At 75.2% G+C, this 18,450-nt stretch carries 13 protein-coding genes; 7 read left to right on the forward strand and 6 right to left on the reverse strand.

The window, feature by feature from the left end; translation table 11 throughout:
- The first annotated feature begins 294 nt into the window (after nt 1-294).
- The 3 genes from IF01_RS0118120 (at nt 295) to IF01_RS0118130 (ending at nt 7,629) form a co-directional block, all read left to right on the forward strand.
- Nucleotides 295-3,657 (forward strand): FtsX-like permease family protein, encoded by a 3,363-nt coding sequence (locus IF01_RS0118120; RefSeq protein WP_030394473.1) that lies wholly within the window; start codon nt 295-297, stop codon nt 3,655-3,657.
- A 106-nt stretch (nt 3,658-3,763) separates the two neighbouring features.
- Nucleotides 3,764-6,595 (forward strand): hypothetical protein, encoded by a 2,832-nt coding sequence (locus tag IF01_RS0118125; protein WP_030394474.1) that lies wholly within the window; start codon nt 3,764-3,766, stop codon nt 6,593-6,595.
- 89 nt (nt 6,596-6,684) lie between these two features.
- Nucleotides 6,685-7,629 carry an ABC transporter ATP-binding protein gene (locus IF01_RS0118130; protein ID WP_051755629.1) on the forward strand — a complete coding sequence of 315 codons (945 nt, stop codon included), beginning with the start codon at nt 6,685-6,687 and terminating at the stop codon, nt 7,627-7,629.
- 89 nt (nt 7,630-7,718) lie between these two features.
- On the opposite strand, the gene IF01_RS0118135 is transcribed toward IF01_RS0118130, so the two are convergent.
- From IF01_RS0118135 to IF01_RS0118145, 3 genes are read right to left on the reverse strand one after another with little or no spacing between them, the layout of a single operon-like run.
- Entirely contained in the window at nt 7,719-8,291 is a 573-nt protein-coding gene (locus tag IF01_RS0118135) for an NUDIX domain-containing protein (protein WP_051755595.1), read from the reverse strand.
- On the reverse strand, nt 8,288-8,860 hold the full coding sequence (locus IF01_RS0118140) for an HIT family protein (protein WP_063764237.1): 573 nt from the start codon (nt 8,858-8,860) through the stop codon (nt 8,288-8,290). Before IF01_RS0118140 ends, IF01_RS0118135 begins: the two co-directional genes overlap by 4 nt.
- On the reverse strand, nt 8,857-9,192 hold the full coding sequence (locus tag IF01_RS0118145; RefSeq protein WP_030394478.1) for a MazG nucleotide pyrophosphohydrolase domain-containing protein: 336 nt from the start codon (nt 9,190-9,192) through the stop codon (nt 8,857-8,859). Before IF01_RS0118145 ends, IF01_RS0118140 begins: the two co-directional genes overlap by 4 nt.
- A 559-nt stretch (nt 9,193-9,751) precedes the next feature.
- Between IF01_RS0118145 and IF01_RS0118150 the strand changes: the two genes are divergently transcribed.
- The 4 genes from IF01_RS0118150 (at nt 9,752) to IF01_RS0118165 (ending at nt 14,199) form a co-directional block, all read left to right on the forward strand.
- Nucleotides 9,752-11,098 carry a hypothetical protein gene (locus IF01_RS0118150; RefSeq protein WP_233290158.1) on the forward strand — a complete coding sequence of 449 codons (1,347 nt, stop codon included), beginning with the start codon at nt 9,752-9,754 and terminating at the stop codon, nt 11,096-11,098.
- Nucleotides 11,099-11,301: 203 nt separating this feature from the next.
- A complete protein-coding gene (locus IF01_RS46885) occupies nt 11,302-11,733 on the forward strand; it encodes a hypothetical protein (RefSeq protein WP_030394480.1) in 432 nt (143 codons plus the stop codon).
- A 205-nt stretch (nt 11,734-11,938) separates the two neighbouring features.
- Nucleotides 11,939-12,775, forward strand: coding sequence for an ATP-grasp domain-containing protein (locus IF01_RS0118160; RefSeq protein WP_030394481.1), 837 nt, complete (start codon nt 11,939-11,941; stop codon nt 12,773-12,775).
- A gap of 110 nt (nt 12,776-12,885) precedes the next feature.
- Nucleotides 12,886-14,199 (forward strand): outer membrane protein assembly factor BamB family protein, encoded by a 1,314-nt coding sequence (locus tag IF01_RS0118165; protein ID WP_167349753.1) that lies wholly within the window; start codon nt 12,886-12,888, stop codon nt 14,197-14,199.
- Between the two features lie 427 nt (nt 14,200-14,626).
- Here the strand turns inward: IF01_RS0118165 and IF01_RS0118175 are convergent, their stop codons facing one another.
- From IF01_RS0118175 to IF01_RS0118185, 3 genes are all read right to left on the reverse strand, one after another.
- Complete coding sequence (locus IF01_RS0118175; protein ID WP_030394483.1) at nt 14,627-15,421, reverse strand: hypothetical protein; 795 nt, start codon at nt 15,419-15,421, stop codon at nt 14,627-14,629.
- Nucleotides 15,418-16,065 carry a sigma-70 family RNA polymerase sigma factor gene (locus IF01_RS0118180; RefSeq protein WP_051755598.1) on the reverse strand — a complete coding sequence of 216 codons (648 nt, stop codon included), beginning with the start codon at nt 16,063-16,065 and terminating at the stop codon, nt 15,418-15,420. The genes IF01_RS0118175 and IF01_RS0118180 overlap by 4 nt, the downstream gene beginning before the upstream one ends.
- Nucleotides 16,066-16,341: 276 nt before the next feature.
- Nucleotides 16,342-18,420, reverse strand: coding sequence for an MDR family MFS transporter (locus IF01_RS0118185; protein ID WP_030394485.1), 2,079 nt, complete (start codon nt 18,418-18,420; stop codon nt 16,342-16,344).
- Nucleotides 18,421-18,450: the final 30 nt, after the last annotated feature.

The following is an 18,450-nucleotide window of genomic DNA, read 5'->3' on the forward strand; positions in this document are numbered from 1 at the left end:
GATGAGGCGGGTGCGGACAGAGCCGCCCGGGCCAGGGCGCGGCGGGGGCCCGGGCCGAGGCCCGGTGCTCGGTCCCCGCCCGGCCGGGGCGGGCAGTCCGGCTGCCCCTTCAGGCAGAAAGGCGGCCGAACGGAAACCGGCCGGGCCGAGTCGGCGGGTCGTCGTGCAAGATGGGGCCCCCGGGATCGGATTGGTACAGACCACAGCACGTTCGCTGCGACAGGACCCCACCCCCGGGCAGTAGTTGGCGTGGCACACGGACCTCAATGCGGAGGGTGCCGAGGGGAGCTGTGGATGGGACTGGCGGGGGTGTGGCGTCGGCTCGGCCGGCACGGTCTGGTGCTGGCGGCCGTCGCCGTGAGCGTGCTGGTGGCGACGGCGGTGCTGTCCGCGGTGGCCGGGCTGGCGCAGTCGGCCGCGACCGCCGGGGTGCGGCAGCGGCTCGCCGCCGACGCCGGCCGCTCGGTCGAGGTGACCGCGCGCTGGTCGGCACCGGGCCTGTCCGCCGCCGACCGCGCGGTGCACTCGGCCCTGGTCCGGACGATGGCCGGCACCCCGTTCCGCACCGTGACCGCACAGCGCGGCGTCAGCGCCGTCGACCTTCCGGTGCCGCCCGGCGGGCGTCGCTGGGCCACCGACACCGCGCTCCCCTCGCTGCTGGCGGTGCTGCCGGACCCCGGCCGCTACGCCCGACTGCGCAGCGGCAGTTGGCCGGACGCGCCCGAGGCCGCCCCGGCCGCCGACGGCGGGCTGCGGGTCGCCCTGCCCGAGGCCGCCGCCGACCGGCTCGGCCTGGACAGCGGCGGCAGCACGGTCGTCCGCACACCCGGGACCGGCGAGCCGCTCAGACTCACCGTGACCGGTGTCTACCGGGAGGACCCGGACGCCGCCGCGTTCTGGGCCGGCCTCGGTGGCGCCGACGCCGCGAACCAGCCCCTGGTACTGATCGACGGCGCGCGGCTGGCCGCGTTGCCCGGGTTCGGCGACCGCATGCTCGCGGTCTGGCTGGCCCTGCCCGACACCGGGCGGTCGAGCCTCGCCGAACTCGCCGCGCTGCGTGACCGGGTGGCCGCCTTCGCCCGCTCGGACACCGCCCGCTCGGTCTACCGCGGCGCCGAACCGGCACTGGCGGACACCGCGGTGCGCAGCGCACTGCCCGGTGCGGTCGACGGCCAGGTGGTGCCGGTCCTGACGGCGAGGGCGGAGATCTCCGTACCGCTCGGCCTGCTCGCGCTGCTCGCCGCCGTGGTCCTCGTGCTGACCGCCCGTCGGCTGGCCGACGCCGTCGCCGGCGAGCACGCGCTCCGGAGCTCCCGGGGCGCGGGCGCGGCGCGGCTGCTCGCGGCTACGGCCGGCGAGTGGGCGTTGGCCGCGGTGCCGGCGGCGGTCGGCGGGCTGCTGCTGGCCGAGCCGCTGCTGGCCGCCGTGCTGCGCGTCGTCGGGGCGCACGGCCTGGCGGCGGGCGACGGCCCGAGCGCCCGGTGGGCCGCGGGTTTCGCGCTCCTGGTGCACGGCGCGGCGCTGCTGCTGCCGCTCGCCCGGCAGGCGGTGGACCCGGGGGCGCAGCGGGCGCTGCGCGCGCGCAGCCCGCGCCGCCTCGGTCTGCAGCGGGCCGGGGCGGACCTGGTGCTGGTCGCGGTGGCGGCTTTCGGCTTCTTCCAACTCCGCCACTACGAGGGCGTGGCGGTGGGGAACGCCGATGCCGGGTTCGACTCCTGGGTCGACCCGACGCTGGTGCTCGCCCCGGTGGTCATGGCGGTGGCCGGTGGGGTCCTGCTGCTGCGGGTGCTGCCGGCGGTGGGGCGGCTGCTGGAGCGGGCGGCCGGTCGGGCCCGTGGGCTGGTGCTGCCGTTGGGTGCGTGGCGGCTGAGCCGTGACACCGGGCGCCAGTCGGTACCGGTGCTGGTGACGTTGCTGGCGGTGGCCTGCAGCAGCCTGGCCGCCGGTGTGCTGGGCGCGCTGCCGAGCAGCGACCGCGACCGGGCGGTCTTCGCGGTCGGCGCCGACCTGCGGCTGACCGGGGTGTCCGGCGTGCCCGGGCAGCGGCACGCGACGCTGGCGGCCCTGCCGGGCGTGACGGGGCTCAGCCCGGTGGCGGAGCAGTCGGCCTTCGTGGGTACCACCCTGGTGCGGACGGTCGCCGTCGACAGCGCGGCCGCCTCCGCGGCGGGGCTGCCGCGCCTGCGCCCGGACCAGGCCGACCGCCCGGTCGCGGAGCTGCTGGCCCCCCTGACCGCCGTGCCCGCCCAGGGGCTCGCGCTGCCGGGCGAGCCGGTCGCGCTGGAGGCGACCGTCCGGGCGAGCACCGACCTGCCCGTCCCGGCACCCGGCCTGCTCCTGCAGCTGTGGATCCAGGACGCGGACGGGCTGACCGAGCAGCTGACGGTCCCGCTGGAGGCCGACGGCCGGCAGCACTCCCTGACCTTCCCGCTCGCCGGCGGCGGTCGGCGCGCCGGCCCGCTGACGCTCAGCCGGCTCGGTGTGCACTTCCCCGGCACGGTGGCCCTGCGCTCCACCCTCGACCTGCGCGTGCCGGGGATCACGGCCGTCGGCGCCGCCGGCGAGCGGACCGACCTCGCGCTGCCGCCGGGGCAGGGCTGGGCCCGGTCCGGCAAGGTCCTCGCCGCCCCGTCCGCGCTCGGCTGCCCCGGCACCGAACGCGGCCGCACGGAGGAGGTCCCCGACCAGGCCGAGGCCTGCAGCTGGCAGGGCGACGGCTCCGACCTGCTGCACACGGTGATGCGCTCCCACGAGCCACCGGTCCCGCCCGACCCGGCGGGCGGTGACGCCGTCCTCGCGGTGCAGCCCGTGACCGGCGGCGCGCCCGTGCTCCGCACCCTTCCGGGGGGCGCGATCCTGCCGACGCCCCCCACCCTGCCCGTGGTCGCCGACCGTGCGCTGCTCGACGCGGTGAACGTCAGGGTCGGCGACACCCTTCCGCTCAACTGGGAGCGTGACGGGCGGAGTACCCAGCAGGTCCTGATCACCGGGGAGGTCGACGTGCTGCCCGGCTACGCCCGGGGTCAGGGCCACCTGTTGCTGGACCTGCGCGCGCTCGCCGTCAACCGTGCGCTCACCGGCGCGGCCCCGCCCGTCGCCACCCACTGGTGGCTGGCCAGCTCGGACCCGGCGTCCACGTGGGCCGCCGTCGGCGGCCACGTCGAGTTCGGCCGGCCGCAGAGCGCCCTGCGGATCGCCGCCGCGCTGGCGGACGACCCGTTCCGGGCCGGACTGCGCTGCGCCTGGCTGCTGGTCCTGGTCACCGCGCCGCTCTTCGCGGTGACCGCGCTGACCCTGCACGCGGTGGGCACGGTCCGCTCCCGCCGCCGGGAGTTCGCGGTGCTGCGCGCGCTGGGTGTGCGGCGCGCGGAGCTGACCGCGCTGCTGCGCGCCGAACAGGTGGCGGTGACCGTGCTGCCGGTGCTGCTCGGCGGGCTGCTGGGCCTGCTGCTGGCGGCCCTGCTGCTGGCGCTCACCGTGCTGGACGACTACGCGCGCCCGGTCTTCCCGGCCATGGCCGCCGCCCCGGGCCGGCCCGCCGCCGTGCTCACGGCGCTGGCCGGCGGGCTGCTGCTCACGCTTGCCGTGCTGGTCCTCACCCGGCTGCTGGCCCGGGTCGACCTGGTCCGGGCCCTGCGCGCGGGGGACGACGGATGAGCCGGGCGGAGGACCGGCGTTGCGTGGTCGGGCGGCGGGCGGACAGGTACACCGGTGGGCACGCCGGTGCGCGCGAGGACGGACGCTTCGACGGGGGGAGCCCCACATGCTGACACTGCGCCTGATCCGGCGCGAGGCGCGGATCGCCTGGCCGGTCTCCGTCGTACTCGCGCTGCTCGCCGCACTGCTCACGGCGGTCCCGCTGAGCTGGCCGCCGCGCTTCGACCGGCTGGCGGCCGGCGCGCTCGCGGACCGGGTGGTCCGCGCCCAGCGGGACGTGCCGCTGGTCTCCGCCGCCACCACCACCGTCCCGCTGGACGGGCTGGTGCCCCCGGACACCGGCTCGCTCGACCGGGACCTGGACCAGCTCGGCGAGCGGGTGCGCACCGCGGCGGGTCCGGGGCTGGCCGCCGCGCTCGGCAGGCCGCAGGCCCGCGTCACCACCCTCGGCGTCACGGCACGCGGCCCCGAACTGCCCACTCCCTACGGCAAAGCGCCGCGTTTCAGTCTGGTCCACGCCCAGCCCGACGGCGCGGGCGGCACGGTCGAGTACCTCCAGGGCCGCGCGCCGCGGCAGCCCGCGGCCGACCCGGCCGTCCCGCCCGGAGCGGCGGCCCCGATCGAGGTCGCCGTCTCCGAGGGCACCCGGGAGCGGCTCGGCCTGGCGGTCGGTCGGCGGTTCGACCTGTTGGACCGCGGGTGGGTCGCGCCGGTCCTCGTGGTCGGGGTCTTCCGGACCGACCGCGGCGCGGGCCGGCTCTGGCAGCAGTCCCCGATGCTGGTCTCCCCGTGGACCGTGGCGGTGGACCCCGGCCAGGAGCTGAGCGGCCAACTGCTGACCAGTGCCGACGGGATCGAGACGATCGCGAAGCACGGCCTCGCGCTCAAGGTGGCCTGGGAGCTGCCGACGGCCGTCGACCGGTCCGGCCCGGCCGCCTCCCCGGCCGGGATCGCCGCCATGCAGTCCGCCCTGCGCGGACTGCGCGCCGCCGGGCCGGACCGGCTGTGCGGGTCCGGCCTCGCGGACACGTGCATGCTGGCCGGCCAGATCGTGCCCTCGATCAACGTCACCGAACGACTCGCCCCGGAGCTGGACGCCTTCGCCGTCCAGCGTGGGCGCACCGAGCAGTTGCAGGGCTTCGCGCTCGCCGGACTGCTCGCCCTGGTGGTGGCCACCGCGGTCGCCGCCGCCCGGCTCGGGGCCCGCCGCCGGGCCGGCGCCGTCGCGCTGCAGCTCACCCGCGGGGCGGGACTGCCCGGGATCGCGGGCCGGCTGCTGGCGGAGGCCGGGGTGGCGGTCGGCGCCGGGGTCGCGGCGGGCTGGGCGGTCGGCCGCGCGCTCGCACCGCAGGGCGCCGCCCTCGGCTCGCCGGTGCCCGCCCTGGTCGCCGCCCTGCTGGTCTGGTGCGCGCCGGCCGCGGTGCTGCTCGTCTCCGCCGGACGGACCCGGCCCGCGCCGCGCTCGCGCCGAGTCGTCCTGGAGGCCCTGGTGGTGCTCCTGGCCGTCGGCGGGCTGGTCGCGCTGCGTACCCGCGGTGCCTACGCGGGCACCGGCACGGACCCCCAACTCGCCCTCGCACCGGTCCTGCTGGCGCTGGTCACGGTGGGGATCCTGCTCCGGCTGCTGCCCCTACTGGTGCGCCGGGCGACCCGCTCGGCGCGGCGCTCGCGCGGCCTGGTCCCGCTGGTGGCGCTCGCCCGGGCCGGGGCGCAGAGCGGCGCGGCCGCGCTCTCCCTGCTGGTCCTGGTCCTGGCCATGGGCTACGGGGTCTACGGGGGGCTGATACCGCGCACCCTCGCGGACGGGCAGGCGCAGATCGCCGAGTGGCGCACCGGCGGGGCGCCCGTCGCCCTGGTCGGGCCGAGGGACCGGCTGTCCGGCGACCTGCCGCCGCTCCCCGCCGTGGGGCACCGGGTGGCGGTCACCGGCGCGAGCGGGGAACTCACCGCGCAGGACGACGGCACCACCTTCCCGGGCGCCCGGTTCGTCGGACTGGACGCCGCCGCACTGGGCGCCGCCGATCCGTCCTCCCCCGTGGCCCGTGCCCTGCTGGCCGCCGACGGGGTCGACGCGGCGGTCGGGCGGACCGGCGCCGGCGGCGACGTCCCCGTGCTCACCGCGCTGGCCGACCCCGCACTCGCCGCCCGGTTCCCCGACGGCACCTTCGAGCTGACCGCGCTGGGGACGGGCCGCGCCCTGGTCCACGTGGTCGGCGCGCTGCCCGAGCAGGCGCTGCGCGACCCGGTCCTCGGACCGGTGCTCGGCGGCGGTCCCCGGTCCGGCGCCCTGCTGGTGTTCACCGGCCCGTCCGCGGAGCGCCTGCCCGTCCAGAAGAACCACGCGTCCGCCCTCCTGCTCTACCCGGCCGCCGGCGGACCGCCGCTGGACCCGGCCGCGGTGCGGGCCGCCGCCGGCGTGCAGCTCGCTCCCACCGGCCTGCCCGGACCGCAGGTCGAACTCCGCGACCGGGGCGAGGAACTCGGCGCGCTGCGGTCGGACGGGCTGGCACGCTCGGCCCGGCTCGCCTTCGGGGCCACCACCGCGCTCGGCCTGCTGCTCGCGCTCGGCACGTTCGCCCTGGACCTGCTGCTCAGCGCCACCGAACGCGCCCGGACGACGTCCTACCTGCGGACCCTGGGGATCGGCAGCCGGGCGGTGCTCGGCCTGCAACTGCTCCAGCAGCTGCCGCTGGTGCTGGCGGCGGCGGTCGGCGGCACCTCGCTCGGCCTGCTGCTGCCCGCCGCGCTCGGTCCCGGCCTGCGGCTGGGCGCACTCACCGGCGGGCCGTTCGAGCCCGCCGTACACATCGACTGGACGATCACCGCGGGCGTCGGCGTCGCGCTGGTCGTGCTGATGACGGCGGCCGCCGTCCTGGAGGCGGCGATCAGCCGCCGGCGCGGACTGGGCGCCGTACTGCGACTCGGGGAGGCACTGTGACCGTCCGACCGACCGAACGACCCGCGGCCGGGACCGGAGGACCCGGGTCCGGTCCCGACCGGCTGCCCGCGTCCGGCGCAGACCGGCCGATGGTGGCGTGCCACAGCCTGGTGCGGATCTACCGCACCGGCACCCGCGCCCGTGACGGGGTCGAGGTGCAGGCCCTGCAGGGGCTCGACCTGACCGTGCGGGAGGGCGAGCTGACGGCCCTGGTCGGCGCCTCCGGTTCCGGCAAGTCCACCCTGCTCGGCATCCTGGCCGGCCTGGACACCCCCAGCGCCGGCACCGTCGAGGTGGCCGGCACCGACCTGGGCGGGCTCAAGCGCCGCGAGCGGACCGCCTACCGGCGCCGGACCGTCGGGGTGATCCAGCAGCAGACCGCGCGCAACCTGCTGCCCTACCTGACGGCACGCGAGAACGTGCAGCTGCCGATGGGCTACATCGGCGTGCCGCGCCGCGCACGCGCCGCCCGGGCGACGGAACTGCTCGACCTGATGGGCATCGCCCCGGCCGCCGACCGCACCCCCGCCGGGCTCTCCGGCGGCGAGCAGCAGCGGGTGGCGATCGCCGTCGCCCTGGCCAACGAACCCCGGCTGCTGCTCGCGGACGAACCCACCGGCGAGCTGGACACGGCCACCTCGGAGGAGATCTTCGGCGCCCTGCGCACCGCCAACACCGAGCTGGGCACCACCGTGCTGATCGTCACCCACGACGCCCTGGTGGCCGACCAGGTCCGCCGCACGGTGCGGATCCGCGACGGGCGCACCTCCACCGAGGTGCTGCGCCACACCGCCGACACCGGCCCTGACGGTGCGCCCACCGCCCAGGAGTACACCGTGCTGGACCGCGTCGGCCGGCTTCAACTGCCCCGCGAGTTCACCGAGTCGCTGGGCCTGGCACACCGCGTGCGGCTGGTCCTGGAGCGGGACCACGTCTCCGTGTGGCCCGACCTCGGCCACCCGCCGGCGGGCACCGGGGCCGGCACCGAGGCGGACGGGGGCGAGGCGGACGAGGAGGGGCGCGCTCGGAGCTGAGACGGCGACGCGGCCGGCCGGCGCAGCGGGCGGGTGCCGCTCCGCCGGATCCGACGAGGCCCGACGTGGCCCGACGGGTGCGGCCTCGCCTACATCGGCCCGACGTCGGCGTGGGAGCGGGTGGCGTCGGTGGTGCGCCGCGCGGTCAGCAGGACCGCCGCGAGGGTGCCGGCCTCGGTGATCCGGCCGTCGCCGCACATCTCCACCGCCTGCTCCAGGGGCACCCAGTGCAGTTCCATGTCGGCCTCGCCCGCGTCCCTGTGGTGCTCGCCGATGGTCAGGCGGCGCGCGAGGTAGAGGTGTTCGCGGGTGCGCGCGCCGGCCGGCATCCGCCACATCGTCGTCAGCAGCTCGACCTCGGCGGCGCGGATGCCGGCCTCCTCGGCCAGTTCCCGTTGCGCGGCCGCCAGCGGGTCCTCGCCGGGCTCGCATCCGCCGCCCGGGCACATCAGCAGCCGCTGACCGCAGACGTAGACGCTCTCCTCCACCAGGGCGATCCGGCCCCGGTCGTCGAGGGCGACGACACGCACCCCGTCGACGGACTCCGTGTACTCGTACGTCCCCGTGCTCCGGTCGGCGCGCCGGACCCTGTCGCGGCGCACCACCACCCGGAGACCTGTGTACTCGAGGGTCGACGAGACCGTTGTCCAACCGTCGATCATGCCGGCCCCTCCTTCTGGCTCTGCTGCTCCGGCAGAAGGCCCGGGGCCGTCCGGCCGGCGGGACCGGTACGGAGCGTCGGGTCGGAGAGCCTGTACCGCAACTGGCCGGCGATCCGCCGGCTCTCCTCGGCCGGGACCTCCAGCAGGCCGGCGCTTTGCCACTGCAGGGCGGCCGTCTGCTGTTCCTCGTACGGCACGCCGGGGGGCAGCGCCGCCAGGTGGATGTGGACATGGCTGTTGCCGCTGTTCGAGCCGAGGCTCTGCACATAGATCCGCTCGGTCGGCACGACCTGCCGGAGGGCCGAGCCGGCGCGGTGGACGAGCCGCCAGAGCGCCGCGGCCTCCGCTTCGGCGAAGTCGCCGATCACGTCCTCCCGGTGCTCGACCGGGGCGACCAGCAACTTGCCGAGCAGGGTGGGGTACCGGTCGAGGAACACCACGTGGAATGCGTCGCGGTGGACGATCTCGTGCCGGAACTCCGGGTCCCCCGCCAGCATGCGGCAGATGAAGCACGGCCCGGTCCGGGACCGGAGCGTGTACGCCTGCTCGTCGAACCCGGTCCGCTTCACCGTCCGCCCTCCGGTTTCATCCGGCCGGTGATGGAGTCCTCCAGGCGCCGCACGGTCGTCGTGAAGGCAGCCTCGAGGTCGACGCCGTACAGCTCGGCGAGCACGACGACGGACCACAGGCAGTCCGCCAACTCGTGTGCGAGGCCGGGGCCCGCAGGCGGTGGGCGGACGCCGTCGGCGGCCTGGGTCAGCTTGACCAGGTCTCCGACGTCGCCGACGAAGCCGAGGACGAAGTCGTGTCGCGACCAGGTATGTCCGCGTGTGGTCAGATTGAGCTCGTCGTAGAGGCCGTGAACGTGCATGGCCTGCCTGGTGATCTCACTGAGGTCCACCGGTGGGACTCCTCTCCGAGGGGCATGGTGGGCGGTGCGGGGCGGTGCAAGGACCGGCTCATCGCGGACATGTCAATCACGGCTTCGGCCACCTCTCCGGACCCCTCCGCCGGCTCGAGCGCCCGCCCGAGTACGGCCTGCTCGTCCGGCACACCGGGCAACTCGAGCTTTTTGCAGGGGACTTGCTCGTTCCCCGAGGATCGCTCATGGAGATGGATCCTGCCTCTGTTCGATCGGCTCGCTCAACCCGGGCGGTTCCGGGCGAGTCGCTGCCCAAGGGTGGATTTCGATTACGGTGCCGCGCCCACGCCGCCGTCCGAGGGCACAGCCGGCCCGGTACGGACCCGCGTCTACCGGCGGGCGGGTGCGGGCCTCCCCGCACGGGGCGGATCGCGTGCAGGTCGGGACCGCCCGGCCCGGACGCGGCGTCCCGCTGCGGGCCCGGCGGGCGAGGCTTGCGGCGCGGGGCGGACATGACGGAGGATCACCCGGACCCGCCATGATCGACTTCTGGTCGCCCGTGGCACTCGGCCTGTTTTCTCTTCCCACGGGGGTACCGATGACCACGCACGCGGACGGCAAGCACGACGACGGTGTCGAGGAGGGCGGGCGTCGGCCCGGCCGCCGGGCGCTGCTCGCCGGCATGACCGGGGCGGGGGCGCTCGCGGGCAGCATCGCGCTGGGCACCCGCGGCGCCTCGGCGGCGAGTGCCGCGGCCACCGCCGGCCCGGCGGACTACGTGGTCGACGTCGTCGCCAAGGGCGCCGACCCGACCGGCCGCACGCCCAGCGACGACGCGTTCCGCAGGGCCGCCCTGGAACTGCTCGGGGGCGCTCCGAAGACCGGCTACACCCCCAAGAAGGTGCTGCTCGTCCCGCCGGGCACCTACCTGCTGACCCAGCCCGACTCGCTGCTGCCCATCACCCACGGCACCGACAACCCGGGCGTGATCGACGGCATCTCCATCAGCGGGTACGGCAAGCGGCTCTCGCGCATCGTCTACGCGCCGGCCACCCCCGACACGGTCTTCTGGACCAACGACGGCCGCTACAAGAACATCCGCCTCAGCGGCCTGACCTTCGAGGGCCGCGACGCCACCGCCACCTTCAACCTCGCGCTCTCCGGCGTGGGCAAGGGCGTCCAGGACACCTGGTACACCGACGTCGAGTGGCACGGCACCTGGAAGGCCGGCATCGTCCTGGACGGACCGGCCGGCACCTCCAACCTCAACAGCGAGATGGGCTGGGACCACTGTCAGATCAGCGGCTCCTACGCCGACGCCTTCCTGGTGATGGGTGGCAAGCCCACCGAGAACCAGCAGGACCAGTTCCTGAACTACTGGTTCCGTGACTGCAAGGTCGAGTTCCAGTCCGGCATCTTCGTGCGCAACGAGCGCGGCGGGTCGATGAACTTCATCGGCGGTTCGTACATCATCGTGGACGAGAACTCGACCGGCACCTTCTTCAAGCTCAACGCCAACAGCCCGCGCAACGACTCCGTGATGCGGCTGTACGCGCAGGGCATCCGCTTCGAGGTCCGCGGCAAGGACCACAAGGTGATCGACTCGGCCTGGTACAAGGGCACCATCACGTTCGTCTCCTGCGACGACACCGCGAACTCCTTCAAGGCGTTCGCCACCGACGCCACCGCGCACGTCTACCGCTTCAACGCCGTCAACCCCTCGCGCGGGCCGATGATCCGCTACCAGGACTGCGCGCTGCTCGGCTCCCACCACGTGACGACGTCCACCGCCACCACCGCCGGCAAGCTGCTCTACGACGGCTGCCGCTTCGCCGACGCTTCGACCGCCGCCACCGCCCTGCGCTGGAGCGGGCCCTCCCCCTGGTACGAGTTCCGCGACTGCCTCGGCGAGGGCGTCCGCATCCCCGACACCAAGGCCCCGTGACCGTATCTCCCGGACCCCGTCCGACGCGGCGGCGTGCGGAGCGGCCGACACCGCTTCCGACCCACCGCACCGCCGCCCCGTCGGACGGGTCTCGCCGAAACATGCGTCACATCCCGTCGTATCCGATAGACATGGCCTGTCCGAGGCGATCGAGTCGGCGTGACGACACGTCCGACCGCCTTCCCGAGTCCGAGGGAACTCCCGTGGCCGACACCAGCACCCCGCCCACCGAGCCGCTGCACTACGCGGTGGACCTCACCCCGGCCGATGTCCGGGCCATCCATGCCTTCCTCCGCGAGCAGATCCTTCCGATGGAAGGGGACGGCGCGTTCGGCAGCGCGGAGCAGCGCGCCGCGCGGGCGCTGTCCAGTCTCGTGCGCACCGCGACCGCCCGTGCCGAGGCGACGCTCCAGCGTCTGATCGAGAACCCCGACGACCGGCACCGGACGGACAATCTCAACAACCTCCGCCAGAGCTGGCAGTCCCTGGTGGAGGCCGCCGAGGAGTGGGCCGACACGCCCGGTTTCGACCGCCGCCGCTGGCGCGAGGTCGACGCAGACCCCGCCGCCGCGGCTCTGCGCCACCGGCTGGTCGCCAAGCAGCGGGCCGAATCCTCCGCCGACGCGAAGGCCTGACCCGCCACCGCCGTGCCGCCCCCGCCCCTCCCCCGGCCGAACGGGGGCGGCACAGGGCGGTGGACGGGCCCCGCCGGGAGACCGGGAGGGACCGCGGCAGCGCCGGACGGCTCGGACACCCTGGGCCGCCCCGTGGCGCGGGGCCGCCCCGGGAGCACCGGGGAGCAGGAACTATCGTGGGCGGACTCGAACAAGGAGCCGCACCATGGCCGCCGCCCGCCCCCGCATCCTCTTCGTCTCCGACCTCGCCTACCCCGCCCGCGGACGGCGGTACTGCGACGAGGACATCCTGCTGACCTCGCGGCTGCGGGCGGAGTTCGACCTCGCGGTGTGCCACCCCCTGGACGCGGCCGCGCTGATGGACGGCTTCGACGCCGTCGTGGTGCGCAACAGCGGCCCGGTCCTGCACTACCAGCGGGCGTACGACGCGTTCCGGGCGCAGGCCCTCGCCCGCGGCACCCGGGTCTACAACCCGCTCACCGGGCGCGGCGACATGGCCGGCAAGCAGTACCTGACCGAGCTGACCGCCGCCGGGTACCCGGTGATCCCGACGATCGACCGCGCCGAGGACCTGGCGCGGCTTCCCGAGAGCGCGCAGTACGCGGTGAAGCCGAAGGCGGGCGCGGACTCCATCGGCCTGGTCTTCCTGGACCGGGCCGGGCTCGACGCCGTGGACCTCGGCGGGATGCTGGTCCAGCCCCGGATCGACTTCCGCCACGAGGTGTCGTTCTACTACGTGGACGACACCTTCCAGTACGCCCTGTACGCACCTGATCCCGAGCGCCGCTGGGAGCTGGAGCCGTACCGCGCGAGCGCCGACGACCTCGCGTTCGCGAACCGGTTCGTGCGGTGGAACACCCTCGACCACGGCATCCAGCGCGTCGACGCCTGCCGCACCCGCGCGGGCGAGCTGCTGCTGGTCGAGCTGGAGGACCTCAACCCGTACCTCTCACTGGAACTGCTGGACAGGACGGAACAGGACGCCTTCGTGCACGCGATGGCCGGCTCGCTGCACCGGTACCTGGCCACCGACTCCGCCTGACCGGGCCGGACGAGAAGCCCGGGTGACAATGCGCCGCCCCGTCCGCCATGATCATCCGGCGCACTGCCGAGCTCGCGGGGGGAAGTCCTGTGGTCGCCGATTCCGTACCGATGTCCGTTCACCATGACGACGCGTCGGGGCTGTGGACCCTGACGGCTCCTCCCCGGACGCTGGGTGCCCCGGTCGTGCTCGCCGACCGGGTCTGTCTCCCGGTCGACGGCCGGGTCACCGCGCTCGACCGCAGCACGGGACGGGTGCTCTGGCAGACCCCGCACCGGGTCGAGTTCCACAGCGACTTCGTGAGCGCCGTCTTCGCGGCCGGCGAGCACCTCGTGGTGCCCAGCTCCTGTACCTACATGACCAAGGGCGACATGATCTCGTTGGCCGTGCTGAGCACCGCGACCGGAGATCCGAGCTGGTCCCGGGAAGCCGAGTTGATCTCCGGCTACGCGGCCCACGACCGGACGCTGGTGTTCTGGCGGCTCGACGCGGAGGAGCGGGGGAGGATCACCGCAGTGGACCTCTCCACCGGCGGCCTGCGCTGGCGGCACGATCTCGACGCGCTCAACGCGGTACTGCTCGCCGGCGACCGGGTCGTCGCCTCCTCGGCGGCCGGAGGAAGGCGGGAGGTGCTCGGCTACGACCTGGGGAGCGGCGAGCAGCTGTGGCGGACCGAGGCGCACGGACTGCCGGAGTCGCTACGACTCTCGGGCAAGGACCCCTCGGCCGAGCCGGTCGCCCTGGCCTGGAACTGGCTCGGCAGCCATCTGCGGTGGTTCTCCCCCGCCACCGGCGGGAAACTCGGCTCGCTCCGGCCCCGTCCCGGGATCAGCTTCTACGGCAGTGACGACCCGCTGACGCGCGCCGACGGCGAGAGCCTGTGGCTCACGACCAACGACAGACGCCGTATCGACCTCCTGCGTCCGTTCGCCGCCCGGCCGCGCACCCGGACCTTCACCCCGCTGCCCCGCCGGCTGGCCTACAGCTCTCCCGAACTCGTCGAGGCGGCCGGCCGGCTCTACGCGCTGGCCCGCCCGGCCTTCGAGCACGAGGAGGCCCCCTGGGAGGAGCGGCGCGGCACCCTGGTGGTCACGGCACGGGTGGACCGTCCCGGTCGCTACCGCCGGCTCACTCCCGTGCGCTGGCCCGGAGCGGTCCCGCGCAGCGAACGGCACATCATGTGGGCGGACCTGGCCGCGGGACGCAACCATGTCTACGTCCAGGGCTGGCACCGCGACGGGACGGGACGGACCCTCGCGGTCCGCGGCAACCGGGTGCTCTGGCAGCGCGAGGGCAGATCGTCCGTAGCGGTACCGCTCGACGACCGGGTTCTGCTCGTCGAGCAGGGTGCCGAGCGCGACCACCTGTACTTGGTCGACGGCGAGACGGGCGCCTTCGCCGATCCTGCCGTCGAACGGACCTGACGGCCCGCCCACGGCCTGGAGGCAGGGCGGCCGGCCACCGACCGGAACCGTGTTCCGACCCACCTGCCGGGCCGGGACGTCCCGCGGGATCCGGCGGCGCGGCTGCGGTCAGCCGGTGACGGTCCAGGTGTCCGTACCGCTGATCCGGCTCAGGCCGGTGGTGGAGCAGGCCGTCAGGTCGAGGTCGGCGAAGGTGATGGTCCGGGTCACGGAGCTCCCGGCCGAGGTGCCCGCGGGGTGGTGCCGACGCACTTGACGGGGGTGGTGGCGGACGCGGGCGCCGCCACGGCCACCAGCGCGCCACAGGCGAGCGCGGTCGCGCAGACGGCCGCCGGGATCTTCTTCGTGCCCGTGTTTCCTCCGGGAAGTGGACGGTGCACCGGTTCTGCCTTCGTACGACCGTGCGGGTCTCGGAGGCGGGGGAACGCTACAGCGGCGAAGGCACGCAGCAGGGTCCGGTGCGATGACGGTGGAGTGCCCCGGCGAGCGGGTCGGGGGCGACGGTCGGGGTTCGCCCTGGTCCGGGGCCGGGGCGGCCCGGAAGCGCGGCCACCAGAGCCTCCCTGATGCCGGCGCACAACCCGTGGGTGGGCCGGAGCCCACCGTAGCCGGCCAGGACGAGGGCACCGACGTCCTCGTGCCCGACCAGCCCGGAGGCCCGCTCCCGCCACCGCCGGGCCTCCCGCTGCTCGCCGCGGCCCTCGCAGTGCAGGGCGAGGGCGTGGACCGCCGGGACGCAACCCGCCCCGGCGGCGAGCTGCCACCACGTCCGCGGGGCGTCCGCCAGCGACCGGCGCGGCGCCGGACCGAGGCCGACCCCGGAGAGCGCCAAGTGGCAGAGCGCGCCGAGGACGAGCGCACCGTGCGGCTCGATCGCCGGAGCTCCGCCGAGCCCGGCGATCCAGTCCGGCGCCCGGGTGTCCTCCACCACGAGATGGCAGAGCGCCAGCAGTTCGAACCTGGCACGGTCCAGGGCCACCGCCCCCGACACCGCCCCTGCGGCGGTCCGTCCCGGAAGCGCGCCGCGCTCCGCGAGGCGGGCCGCGACCCTGGCCGGCGCGCCGTCCAGACCGGCGGACGCCCGGCTCCGGCCCGGGGGCTCCGGCAACCGGGCGCCGGCGAGCGGTGCCCAGATCCGCCGGGCGGCGGCGTCGGGGCCGGCGTCGGGTGTCCGCCGGTCGGCATCGGCACGGGTGTCCCCGTCGGCGCGGATCTCGATCACTGCTCCTCCGCCGTTCCGGCGGTCCGTTCGTCCAGCCCCAGCGCCGTGGCCAGTCGGCGTCGGGCGTCGCGGCGCAGGCTGTAGAGCCCGCTCCTGGTGACGCCCATGATCCGCGCGGCGGTCACGATCGGGTAGCCGAGCACGTAGGTCAGCACCACCGCGTCGTGCTGGCGCTCCGGCAGTTCGGCGATCGCGGCGAACAGGCCGATCCCGCTCTCCAGGGCCCGGAACGCCTCGCGGGCACCGTCCATGGCGAACGCGAAGGCGGCGGAGGTGAAGGCCGACGGCCGGTTCCGGCGCAGCAGCGCCGCGTCGACGGTCGACCGGAGCACGCCCCAGCAGAACTCGCCGAGGTTCTCCTGGCGCAGGACCAGCTCCCAGTTGGCGGCGAGGTCCGCGAAGACCTCGTCAACCAGGTCGTCGGCGGCGTCCGCGTCACCGAGGTGCAGCCGGGCGTACTCCCAGTACGCCTCGCCGTGCATCACCATCAGGGCGACCAGGTCGTCGGGCAGTGTGGTGTCCGGGCCGGGGTGCCCGGTTCCGGCCCGGGGCGTCGGCCCGGGCCGGTCATCGTGGGGATCGACGCCTGCCCCCGGGGCCTCCTCGTGCGCGCCCGTGCGACCGCCGCCGTCGATGCCGACCATGTGTCGTCCGCCCTCCCGCTCCGGCCCCCGTACCGTCGGTCGGTGGGGAATCGCGGAGCCCGCTCGGAACCAGGAAATCGGCGGCGCGGTCCGGTTCTGCGGGGCAGGCCCCGATCGATCGAATCCGTCGGAGAAATACGCGCTCCTGACCGGATCGGGAGCGCGAGGCACCTCACCTTGATCGTCTGCGGGCCGGACCGGGCAGGGCGAGACGGGGCAGGGCGAGCGGAGCAGGGCGGGCGGGGCGGGGGCAGGTCACGCCGGGCCGGGCACCGCTCAGGACGGCTCCCGCACCGCCGCCACAGCCTTCTCCCGGGCGTGTGCGGGCAGGCCGTTGGCGAGGTCCTCGACCAGCAGCCGCCAGGCGATCGCCTCGGCCGCGGTCCGCAGCTGCGGGCTGCGGGGCCGCCCGGCGTCGGCCTCGAGGCGGTCGTTGAGCCAGTCCGACCAGGCGCGGGCGAGCGCGCGCACCTCGTGCGTGCCGGTGGTGGTGAGGGCCAGCCGGTCGCCGTCGCGGGTGAGGTGCCCCTCGCCGGCCATGCGGTCGAACACCGGCTCCAGGACCTCCGGCGGGACGCGCTTGCGGGCGCCGATCAGCGCCAGCGACGCCTGGCCGACCGCCTTGGTGTGTCCGGCGACCTCCATCAGCGCCCAGGCGCCGGCGAGGTCGACCCGGGTGTCGGCGCCGTCGACGATGGAACGGACCGTGTCGAGGTCGGCCCCGCGCACGATCCGGCCGACCGCCGACTCCAGCTGCTGGTCCGAGTCGCCGCTGGTCGGCTGGGCGAACCCCTCGCCGAGGTCCGTGGAGCCCGCCCGGGCGGTGTCCCGCAGTTGCACCTGCTTGAGGAACAGCGCGACCACGAAGCCCAGCAGGGCCACCGGCACGGTCCACAGGAACACGGTGTGCAGGGCGTCCGCGTAGCCCTGCACGATCGGCGCCGCCTGGTCGGCGGGCAGGCCGTGCAGGCCCTGCGGGCTCGCGGCCGCCCGGGTGAGCGCCACGGGGTCGGCGCCGGTCGTCCGGGCGGACTCGGCCACTCCCTGGGCCAGCTCGGTCCTGAGGCTGTTGGCGTAGACGGTCCCGAACACGGCGGTGCCGAAGGAGCTGCCGATGGTACGGAAGAAGGTCACCCCGGAGGTCGCGGTGCCGAGGTCCGCGTAGTCGACGGTGTTCTGCACGGCGATGGTGAGCACCTGCATGCTCAGCCCGATGCCGACGCCGAGGACGAACATGTAGCACGAGGCGAGCACGGTACCGGTGCCCGGCTCCAGGCGGGACAGCAGGTAGAGGCCCAGGGCCATCACCAGGGTCCCGGCGATCGGGAAGAGCCGGTACTTCCCGGTCTTGCTGACGATGTTGCCGCTCGCGACGGAGGCGAGCAGCAGGCCGATCACCATCGGCAGCATCCGTACGCCGGAGACGGTCGCCGAGTCCCCGTCGACGTACTGCAGGAAGGTCGGCAGGAAGGTCAGCGCGCCGAGCATCGCGAAGCCGACGATGAAGCTGAGGACGGAGCAGACCGCGAACACCGGGGTTCGGAAGAGCCGCATCGGCAGCATCGGCTGGACGGCCCGGGTCTCCGCCCAGCAGAACAGGCCGAGGGCCACGGCGCCGCCGACGAACAGGCCGATGATCACCCCGGAGGTCCAGGGGTACTCGTTGCCGCCCCAGCTGGTCGCCAGGATCACCGCGCTCGCGCCGACCGTGACCAGGGCGATGCCCAGGTAGTCGACGACCGGCCGGACGGCCGCCCGCACCGACGGGATGGTCCGGGCGGCGGCGGCCACCACCACGACGGCGATCGGCACGTTGACGTAGAAGGCCCAGCGCCAGGACAGGTGGTCGGTGAACAGCCCGCCGAGCAGCGGCCCGATCACCGTCGCCACGCCGAACACCGCGCCGATCGCGCCCTGGTACTTGCCCCGCTCGCGCAACGGGATGACGTCGGCGATCAGCGCCATCGCCGTCACCATCAGGCCGCCCGCTCCGATCCCCTGGAGCGCGCGCCAGGCGATCAGCAGCGTCATGTTCGTCGCCAGGCCGCAGAGGAACGAGCCGGTGATGAACACGATCGCGGAGATCTGGAACAGCACCTTGCGCCCGTAGAGGTCGCCGAACTTGCCGGCCAGCACGGTGGCCACCGTCTCGGCGAGCAGGTAGGACGTGACCACCCAGGACATGTGCGCCGCGCCGCCGAGGTCCGCCACGATGGTGGGCAGCGCGGTGCCGACGATGGTCTGGTCCAGCGCGGCCAGCAGCATGCCGAGCACGATGGTGGCGAAGACGACGTTCCGCTGCCGGACATCCAGCACCGGCGGGGCGGACGGCGGGTTCTCGGTGTCGACGGTCATGCGGACAGCCTCGCCGCAAGCCCGCGGGCC

Source organism: Kitasatospora purpeofusca, from assembly GCF_000718025.1.
GTDB classification, from domain to species: Bacteria; Actinomycetota; Actinomycetes; order Streptomycetales; family Streptomycetaceae; genus Kitasatospora; species Kitasatospora purpeofusca.

Excerpts from the sequence above, each read along its gene's own strand:
- IF01_RS0118130 (WP_051755629.1), top strand. The coding sequence starts at position 6,685 with ATGGTGGCGTGCCACAGCCTGGTGCGGATCTACCGCACCGGCACCCGC.
- IF01_RS0118185 (WP_030394485.1), bottom strand. The coding sequence starts at position 18,420 with ATGACCGTCGACACCGAGAACCCGCCGTCCGCCCCGCCGGTGCTGGAT.
- IF01_RS0118120 (WP_030394473.1), top strand. The coding sequence starts at position 295 with ATGGGACTGGCGGGGGTGTGGCGTCGGCTCGGCCGGCACGGTCTGGTG.
- IF01_RS0118180 (WP_051755598.1), bottom strand. The coding sequence starts at position 16,065 with ATGGTCGGCATCGACGGCGGCGGTCGCACGGGCGCGCACGAGGAGGCC.
- IF01_RS0118160 (WP_030394481.1), top strand. The coding sequence starts at position 11,939 with ATGGCCGCCGCCCGCCCCCGCATCCTCTTCGTCTCCGACCTCGCCTAC.
- IF01_RS0118150 (WP_233290158.1), top strand. The coding sequence starts at position 9,752 with ATGACCACGCACGCGGACGGCAAGCACGACGACGGTGTCGAGGAGGGC.
- IF01_RS0118125 (WP_030394474.1), top strand. The coding sequence starts at position 3,764 with ATGCTGACACTGCGCCTGATCCGGCGCGAGGCGCGGATCGCCTGGCCG.
- IF01_RS0118135 (WP_051755595.1), bottom strand. The coding sequence starts at position 8,291 with ATGATCGACGGTTGGACAACGGTCTCGTCGACCCTCGAGTACACAGGT.
- IF01_RS0118165 (WP_167349753.1), top strand. The coding sequence starts at position 12,886 with ATGTCCGTTCACCATGACGACGCGTCGGGGCTGTGGACCCTGACGGCT.